7 protein-coding genes are annotated in these 7,986 nt (G+C 71.1%); 1 reads left to right on the top strand and 6 read right to left on the bottom strand.

Annotation, left to right across the window (positions count from 1 at the left end; genetic code table 11):
* The 4 genes from G5C51_RS37635 to G5C51_RS37620 form a co-directional block, all read right to left on the bottom strand.
* Positions 1–670 (bottom strand): L-lactate permease (locus tag G5C51_RS37635; RefSeq protein ID WP_206314744.1); only part of this gene is annotated, 670 nt, incomplete at its 3' end.
* Positions 671–773: 103 nt separating this feature from the next.
* Entirely contained in the window at positions 774–1,592 is an 819-nt protein-coding gene (locus tag G5C51_RS37630) for an AraC family transcriptional regulator (protein WP_165244664.1), read from the bottom strand.
* A 45-nt stretch (positions 1,593–1,637) separates the two neighbouring features.
* The gene (locus G5C51_RS37625; protein WP_165244663.1) at positions 1,638–2,240 is read right to left on the bottom strand and encodes a TetR/AcrR family transcriptional regulator; all 603 of its coding nucleotides are present in this window, start codon (positions 2,238–2,240) and stop codon (positions 1,638–1,640) included.
* A 106-nt stretch (positions 2,241–2,346) separates the two neighbouring features.
* Positions 2,347–3,366 carry an acyl-CoA desaturase gene (locus G5C51_RS37620; RefSeq protein ID WP_165244662.1) on the bottom strand — a complete coding sequence of 340 codons (1,020 nt, stop codon included), beginning with the start codon at positions 3,364–3,366 and terminating at the stop codon, positions 2,347–2,349.
* Between the two features lie 308 nt (positions 3,367–3,674).
* Between G5C51_RS37620 and ppc the strand changes: the two genes are divergently transcribed.
* Entirely contained in the window at positions 3,675–6,473 is a 2,799-nt protein-coding gene (gene ppc, locus G5C51_RS37615) for a phosphoenolpyruvate carboxylase (RefSeq protein WP_165244661.1), read from the top strand.
* 58 nt (positions 6,474–6,531) lie between these two features.
* Here the strand turns inward: ppc and G5C51_RS37610 are convergent, their stop codons facing one another.
* On the bottom strand, positions 6,532–7,221 hold the full coding sequence (locus tag G5C51_RS37610; protein ID WP_165244660.1) for a hypothetical protein: 690 nt from the start codon (positions 7,219–7,221) through the stop codon (positions 6,532–6,534).
* A 113-nt stretch (positions 7,222–7,334) separates the two neighbouring features.
* Positions 7,335–7,925 (bottom strand): aminoacyl-tRNA hydrolase, encoded by a 591-nt coding sequence (gene pth, locus G5C51_RS37605; protein WP_165244658.1) that lies wholly within the window; start codon positions 7,923–7,925, stop codon positions 7,335–7,337.
* Positions 7,926–7,986: the final 61 nt, after the last annotated feature.

Here is a 7,986-nt window from a genome sequence, read left to right as displayed (position 1 = left end):
CTCCCAGGCCCAGGACCAGCAGCCCCACCGACAACACCCCACCCGCGCCCGCCGCCACAACAGCCGTACGCACCCACCGCCGCGGCCGCGCCAGCAGCGCCGCCCACACCGTCAGCACCGGAAAGACCATCGCGCTGGTGACCGCCGTAGCCATGCCCAGCTCCCCCGTCCCCACCCCCGTGAGGCCGGCGCCGATGACGGTGGCGAGGCCGAGGGTGCCCCACGGCATGATGTTCATGCCGAGCATGGCCTGGCGCAGCGCGGTCGCCGGGGGTGCGAGTGCCAGCAGCACCGGTACGGTGACCAGCAGCGATACCCCGAAGCCGGTGAGCGACTCGACCGTGGGTGCGATGCCCGCCACCACCAGGGCGATCTTCGCCGGCCCGGGCAGCGGCAGCCCGCGTACCCACTCCTGCAGCGATCGGTGCACCTCGTGGCGCGTGAGCACCTGGCTCAGATAGACGCCGGGCAGCATCACCGCGGCCGCGTTCAGCACCAGCAGTCCGGCGCCCCCGGCGCCCGCCGCCAGCGCGTTGCCCGGCAGGGCGAAGTCCGGCAGCCACCAGATCAGCGCCACGGCCGCGGCCACCCCCGCGGCCGCCGCCCAGTGCGCCGGGCGCCGCAATCCCGTGATCATCCCCAGCACCATCACGAGCGGTGACACCGCCATCGCCCACACCATCGCTCTGCCGCCTTTCGTCCCGGATACGGATACGTCCGGGACCCACCCTCACGGCGCGGCCGGCAGCCGGTCTTGAACGAAAGTCGCGGGCTCAGGCCCGCAGCGCTCCGGGAGTCACCCCGAAGTACCGCTTGAAGACGCGCGTCAGATGCGCCTGATCCGCGAAGCCCGTCGCCGCCGCCACCTCGGCCGGGCGCTGCCCGGCCAGCAGCAGCCGCCGCGCCCGGTTGGCGCGCAGCCGCAGCAGATACGCGTGCGGCGGCAGCCCGTACGCCTTCCGGAACGCGGCGATGAGCGAGGCCCGCGGCATGCCCGCGGCGGCGCTGAGTTCCGCGACCGTGACCGGCTCGGTCCAGCGGTCGTGCAGCACCTGCCGGGCGAGACCGGCACCGCGGCGCGCGCCGTGCGCGGCGTCGGCGGCCTGCCTCGGGCCGGTACGGGCATGCCGCCCCAGCACCGCGCCCAGCCCTTCGAGCAGCAGCGACTCCGCGGTGAGCGGGTCCGCGGCGCGCTCCTGCGCCTCGTGTACGCGCCGCAGCCGGGCAAACAGCGCGGCGTCCCGTACCGCCGTCTCCGGGAACCAGACGCCGCCGGCGCCCAACTGCTCGCGCGCCAGCTCGTCGACCAGGTCGGCGTCGAAGTAGAACATCCGGTAACGCCACCCGGACCCGTCGGCGGCGAACCCCGTGTGCACCTGCCCCGGGTTGATGATCACCAGCTGCCCGGCCGGGATGACGACCTGGCCGCCCGCCATGTGCAGCCCCTCGGCGCCCTGTTCGATGACGCCGACGGAGAGCTGCTCATGGCTGTGCCGGTCGAAGGCGAACCGCTGGAACCGCGCGGCCAGCAACTCCACCTGGGAGCTGCCCGCCGCGGTCCACAGCCGTGCGTGCTCGTCCCCCGTAGCCATGCGGGGCATGCTCGCAGACGGGCGGGGCCGGCCGTATGGCGCGGATCACGCCTTCCGGTGGCCCACCAGGCGCGGCTTGGCCTCCAGCCCCGACAGGCCGTTCCAGGCCAGGTTCACCAGGTGGGAGGCCACCTCGGCCTTCTTCGGCTTACGGGCGTCCAGCCACCACTGGCCGGTCAGCGCGACCATTCCCACCAGTGCCTGCGCGTACAGCGGCGCCAGTTTCGCGTCGAAGCCGCGGGACTTGAACTCCAGGCCGAGGATGTCCTCGACCTGGCGCGCGATGTCGCTGATCAGTGAGGCGAAGGAGCCGTGCGACTGGGCCACGGGGGAGTCGCGTACGAGGATGCGGAAGCCGTCCGAGTCGTGCTCAACGTAGTCGAGGAGCGCGAAGGCGGCCTGTTCCAGCAGCTCCCGGGGATGACCCGCGGTGAGCGCCCCCGTCACCGAGTCGAGGAGCGTGCGCATCTCGCGGTCGACGACCACCGCGTACAAGCCCTCTTTGCCCCCGAAGTGCTCGTACACCACCGGCTTGGAGACCCCGGCCTTGGCCGCGACCTCCTCCACCGACGTGCCCTCGAACCCCCGCTCGGCGAAGAGCGTGCGCCCGACTGTTACCAGTTGCTCCCGGCGTTCCTTGCCGGACATCCGGACCCGCCGGCTCCGGCGGGAGGACTTCCCCGCGGAGCCGGCGGCACCGGCGGAACTAACGGAAGCTGATGCGCTCTCTGCTCTGTCGCTCGCCACCAGGCCATCATGCCGCGTCCGCGGCACCCGCCTTTTCGCGGGCAGGCTCGGCCGCGGGCTGGTCCGCCCGCTTCGAGGCGAGCCGGGCCTCGGACGGCCAGCGCACGTCGTACGCCCAGCCGAGCTTCTCGAACCAGCGGATCAGCCGGGCCGAGGAGTCCAGCTGGCCCTTCATCACGCCGTGCCGAGCCGAGGTCGGGTCGGAGTGGTGCAGGTTGTGCCAGGACTCGCCGCCGGACAGGATCGCCAGCCACCAGACGTTGCCCGAGCGGTCGCGGGACTTGAACGGGCGCTTGCCGACCGCGTGGCAGATGGAGTTGATCGACCAGGTCACGTGGTGCAGCAGCGCCACCCGGACCAGCGACGCCCAGAAGAACGCCGACACGGCGCCCTGCCACGACATCGTCACCAGGCCGCCGACGACGGCCGGGAAGGCCAGCGAAACGATCGTCCACATCACGAACTGGCGCGAGATGTTGCGGATCGCCTTGTCCTTGATCAGGTCAGGCGCGTACTTCGCCTGCGAGGTCTGCTCCTCGTCGAACATCCAGCCGATGTGCGCCCACCACAGGCCCTTCATCAGGGCCGGAACGGTGTCGCCATAGCGCCAGGGCGAGTGCGGGTCACCCTCGGCATCCGAGAACTTGTGGTGCTTGCGGTGATCGGCCACCCAGCGGACCAGGGGACCCTCCACCGCCATCGAGCCCATGATCGCCAGCACGATCCGCAGCGGGCGCTTGGCCTTGAAGGAGCCGTGCGTGAAGTAGCGGTGGAAACCGATGGTGATGCCGTGCAGACCCAGGAAGTACATGAAGACCATCAGGCCGAGGTCGAGCCAGCTCACCCCCCAGCCCCAGGACAGCGGCACGGCGGCGACGAGGGCGATGAACGGCACGACGATGAAGGCCAGGAGGGCGATCTGTTCGACGGAGCGCTTGCTCTCGCCGCCGAGCGTCGCGGCCGGCTCTGATGCGGAGGAGCCGGCGGTACGCGGGGCCTCATCGATCACATCGGGACTTGTGGGCATTGGCATCCCTTGGGGACGGGGGCAGGACAGAAGCGCATATTGGCGCGAGTAACCGCACATTACGGTTCCGTAACCTACGGTTGCGTAAGTATGGCATGCCTATTCGAGAGCCGACCAGGGGCGGTCGGCGGCCGGTCGGGCCCGCAGAATGAATCCAGTGCCCCTGGCTGCCTACTACGTGCCCGGGGCGCGCGCTGTCCATTCCCCGGACGCAGGGGATTGCGCCTGGACGGCCGCGCCTATTCTGGGGACACCGGACAGCGTGGTCCGCACGCCCGACAGGCAAGAACCCGCAAGGAGCCGCACCTGTGACCAGTGCCGACACGCCACAGCGCCCGGCAGCCGCCCCGGAGACCCCGGGTGCCGCCGAGCCCGCTGCGATCTCTGGAGCTGCCGTCAGCAACGCCGAGCTGCGCGCCGACATCCGCCGCCTGGGCGATCTCCTGGGCGAGACGCTCGTCCGCCAGGAGGGCCCGGAGCTCCTCGAGCTCGTCGAACGTGTGCGTCATCTCACTCGCGACGACGGCGAGGCCGCGGCCACGCTGCTGCGTCAGACCGACCTGGAGACCGCGGCCCGGCTGGTACGTGCCTTCTCCACTTACTTCCACTTGGCGAACGTCACCGAGCAGGTGCACCGCGGCCGCGAATTCCGCGAGAAGCGCGCCGCCGAGGGCGGCCTGCTCTCCCGTACGGCCGACATGCTCAAGGACGCCGACCCCGAGCACCTCAAGCAGACCGCGGCCAACCTCGGCGTCCGGCCCGTCTTCACCGCCCACCCCACCGAGGCCGCCCGCCGCAGCGTGCTGACCAAGCTGCGCGAGGTCGCCGAGCTGCTCGACGGCACCGGCCGCAGCGGCGACGGGGACCGGCGCCGCGTCGACCGCCGGCTCGCCGAGGTCGTCGACCTGATCTGGCAGACCGACGAGCTGCGGGTGGCCCGCCCGGAGCCGGCCGACGAGGCCCGTAACGCCATCTACTACCTCGACGAGCTCGGCCGCGGCGCCGTCGGCGACGTCCTGGAGGACCTGGCGTCCGAGCTGGACCGGGCCGGCGCCCCGCTGCCCGCCGGCACCCGCGCGCTCACCTTCGGCACCTGGATCGGCGGCGACCGCGACGGCAACCCCAACGTCACCCCCGGCGTCACCTGGGACGTGCTGCTGCTCCAGCACGAGCACGGCATCACCGACGCCCTGGAGCAGATCGACGTGCTGCGCGGCGCGCTGTCGAACTCCATCAGGAACTGCGGCGCCACCGACGAGCTGCTGGAGTCGCTGCAGCGCGACCTGGAGCTGCTGCCGGAGATCAGCCCGCGCTACAAGCGGCTGAACGCCGAGGAGCCGTACCGGCTGAAGTCCACCTGCATCCGGCAGAAGCTCCTCAACACCCGCGAGCGGCTCGCCGAGGGCACCCCGCACGCCGTCGGCCGCGACTACCTCGGCACCGGCGAGCTGATCGACGACCTGAAGCTGATCCAGACCTCGCTGCGCGAGCACCGCGGCGGCCTGGTCGCGGACGGCCGCCTGGAGCGGGTGATCCGGACGATCTCCGCCTTCGGCCTGCACCTGGCCACGATGGACGTACGCGAGCACGCCGACGCCCACCACCACGCGCTCGGCCAGCTCTTCGACCGCCTCGGCGAGGAGTCCTGGCGCTACGTCGACATGCCGCGCGACTACCGCCAGCAGCTGCTCGCCAAGGAGCTGCGCTCGCGGCGGCCGCTGGCCCCGTCGCCCGCGCCGCTGGACGAGGCGGGGGCGAAGACGCTCGGCGTCTTCACGACCGTCAGGAAGGCGCTGGAGACCTTCGGGCCCGAGGTCATCGAGTCGTACATCATCTCCATGTGCCAGGGCGCCGACGACGTCTTCGCCGCGGCCGTACTGGCCCGGGAAGCCGGCCTCATCGACCTGCACGCCGGCTGGGCGAAGATCGGCATCGTCCCGCTGCTGGAGACCACCGACGAGCTGAAGATCGCGGACGAGCTGCTCGACGCGATGCTGTCCGACCCGTCGTACCGGCGCCTGGTGGCCCTCCGCGGTGATCTGCAGGAGGTCATGCTCGGGTACTCGGACTCGTCGAAGTTCGGCGGCATCACCACCTCGCAGTGGGAGATCCACCGCGCCCAGCGGCGGCTGCGCGATGTCGCGCACCGGCACGGCGTGCGGCTGCGGCTCTTCCACGGCCGCGGCGGCACCGTCGGCCGCGGTGGCGGGCCGACGCACGACGCGATCCTCGCGCAGCCGTGGGGCACCCTCGAGGGCGAGATCAAGGTGACCGAGCAGGGCGAGGTCATCTCCGACAAGTACCTGGTCCCTTCGCTGGCCCGGGAGAACCTCGAACTGACCGTCGCCGCCACGCTGCAGGCCTCCGCGCTGCACACCTCCCCGCGCCAGTCCGACGAGGCGCTGGCTCGCTGGGACGGCGCGATGGACACGGTGTCCGACGCCGCGCACGCCGCGTACCGGACGCTGGTGGAGAACCCGGACCTGCCGGCGTACTTCTTCGCCTCGACGCCGGTGGACCAGCTCGCCGACCTGCACCTCGGCTCGCGGCCCTCGCGGCGCCCGGATTCGGGTGCCGGTCTTGACGGCCTCCGCGCCATCCCGTGGGTCTTCGGCTGGACGCAGTCGCGGCAGATCGTGCCCGGCTGGTTCGGCGTCGGCTCGGGCCTGAAGGCGGCCCGGGAGGCCGGTCTCGCGCCGGTCCTGGACGAGGCGTACGAGCACTGGCACTTCTTCCGCAACTTCCTCGCCAACGTCGAGATGACGCTGGCGAAGACGGACCTGCGGATCGCCCGCCACTACGTGGACACGCTGGTCCCCGACGAGCTGAAGCACGTCTTCGACGTCATCAAGGCCGAGCACGCGCTGACGGTCGAGGAGGTCCTGCGGATCACCGGCGAGAGCGGCCTGCTGGAGGCGAACCCGGTGCTCCAGCAGACCTTCCGGATCCGCGACGCCTACCTGGACCCGATCTCGTACCTCCAGGTCACGCTGCTGAAGCGCCAGCGAGATGCCGCTGCCGCGGGCGAAACCTCGGACCCGGTCCTGAGCCGCGCGCTCCTGCTGACGGTCAACGGCGTCGCCGCGGGCCTGCGCAACACGGGCTGACGCCCGGCTGACATGACGAAGGGGCTCCTGCCGTGTGCAGGAGCCCCTTCGTCGTGGGTCAGCTGTGCTTGCCCGCGTTCTTGCGGCGCATCACCAGGTACGTGCCCGCGCCGAGGAGCGCTGCCGCGCCCGCGGCCAGGCCGCCGACCTGGGCGCCGGTCTCCGCGAGGCCGCCCTCGTCGTCCTTGCCGCCCTTCGCGCCGGGGGCGTTGGGGGACGACGACGTCGGCTTGACGGTCGGCTTGTCCGAGGGCTTCTCGGACGGCTTGCCGGGCTTCGAGGGCTTGCCGGGCGGCTGCTCCTCGTCCGACTCGCAGTCGGTCCAGAAGACCTTGTGCTTGGCCTCGCCGTTCTCGCCGTTGAAGTTCCAGATCAGCTTGTAGTGGCCGTCCGGCAGCGACAGTTCGGCGCTGCGGCCATGCCCGTCGCCGTCCAGCGACATCGAACCGGCCTTGGCCTGCTCGCCCTTGGTGCCGGTCGGCGGCATCTGGACTATCTGCCAGCTGATTTCCTGGCCGCTGTCGAAGCCGAAGGCGTCGAGGTAGAACTCGCAGACGTGGGGCTCGTTCTTACGGAGCTCCTCGCCCGTCTTCGCGTCGTGGATCTTTACGGTGCCGTTGTCGCCGGCGGGGTCACCTTTGCCGTTTCCGTGACCGTTCGTGGCAAGTGCGGTGGGGGCGGCAAGCAGCAGGGACGATGCCGCCAGGGCGGCGACCGTCACCGGTCTCGCGGAAAGAGGGGTGCGCATGGGCATACCAACTCGCTTGTGGCAGGGGCTTCGGAAGGTATGTGGGGGGCGCTAAAGGTTCCTGCCAACCCCGGTGACGAGTCAATACACGGGTGTCACAGTTGCGTGACAGCTCAGGAGTTGTACGTGTTCTGGGCCCGTTCCAGGCCCTCCAGCACGAGCGCCTCCGTGGCGTCCGCCGCCCGGTCGACGAAGTAGTCGAGCTCCTTGCGCTCGGCGGCGGAGAAGTCCTTCAGGACGTAGTCCGCCACCTCCATCCGCCCCGGCGGCCGCCCGATCCCGAACCGCACCCGCGGATACTCCCGCCCCAGCGACTTGGAGAGGGACTTGAGCCCGTTGTGCCCGTTGTCCCCGCCGCCGGTCTTCAGCCGCAGCACGCCGTAATCGAGATCCAGCTCGTCATGCACGACGACGATCCGCTCGAGCGGCACCTTGTAGAACCCGGCGAGGGCGGAGACCGGCCCGCCGGAGAGATTCATGTACGACATGGGCTTGGCGAGCACGACGCGGGCCATGGCCCCGCCGGGCATCCCGAGGCGCCCCTCGACGACCATCGCGCGCGACTTGTGTGTCTTGAACCGCCCACCGATCCGGTCCGCGAGCAGGTCGGCGACCATGAAGCCGACGTTGTGCCGATTCCCGGCATAGCCCGGGCCGGGGTTGCCAAGCCCGACAACGAGCCACGGCTCCGTACCGCTGGTCATGACGTCTCCGTAATTCGGAAGGCGGCCGCCCGCCCGAGCGACAGCAACGGGCGGGCGGGCG

Source organism: Streptomyces coryli (assembly GCF_011044975.1).
Classification (GTDB): Bacteria; Actinomycetota; Actinomycetes; order Streptomycetales; family Streptomycetaceae; genus Streptomyces; species Streptomyces coryli.
The sequence above is the reverse complement of the archived record's forward strand: the minus strand, read 5'-3'. Positions and strand labels throughout refer to the sequence as shown.